At 56.9% G+C, this 700-nt stretch carries 1 pseudogene; it reads right to left on the reverse strand.

Going from position 1 to position 700, the window contains the following annotated elements:
• A pseudogene (locus BI292_RS11695) lies at positions 1-597 on the reverse strand (hypothetical protein); the annotation flags it as partial.
• Between the last annotated feature and the right edge of the window lie 103 nt (positions 598-700).

The raw sequence follows: 700 nt of genomic DNA on the forward strand, positions 1-700 counted from the left end.
TTCGGGACCGACTTCCATGTAACTGCGCATGCACTCCCACAGCGCCATTGCGGTCGTACCGCCACCGCAGTTGAAGCCCAGCGAGAAATGTTTGTTGTCTTCCTCCGCCAGCGGGTCCGGGTTTTCGAAACCGACGATCAGTAAACCCATCGTGGCTTTACCGGCCTGACTGACTGACGACTGTTGCGTAGCAGCGGCGGTGACGCTTTCCCAGGGCACGACCCAGTATTCGCCGTTGTCGCGGGGGACGCAGACCTCTCGGCGTTGGCGGTTGAAGCGAATGGGTGGAGGGACTTCGCGGAACAGTCCTCTAATCAACAGCGAAACAGGAATGACCATGATGCACGCACCGAGAATCAGCGCATCGGGATCATTAAAAAAGTATGCAAGCCCTAAGAACAGCATCACCGTCGGCCACATTGTCATCACCGCAGAACCGACGCTGTAATTTCCAATATCCAGAAACACCTGGTTCTTGCGCCAGATGATGTTAAGCACGTCCGAAGGTTTTCTACCGGTAGGAACAGGCAACGGCGACAGGTAATCGTTACGTGAGAAAACTCGTTTTTCCGTGGTGCCTGCCGGTGGCGTGCTCATGCGGCGTCCTCGGACTGGGCCGCAAGTTCGGCCTCACGTTTGGCGATGGCCGCTTCCAGTTCCGGGGAGCGTTTTGCCCATTGTTCCGGGGGTAGTGGTTTTG

This window comes from Pseudomonas sp. 43NM1 (assembly GCF_002836905.1).
GTDB classification, from domain to species: domain Bacteria; phylum Pseudomonadota; class Gammaproteobacteria; order Pseudomonadales; family Pseudomonadaceae; genus Aquipseudomonas; species Aquipseudomonas prosekii.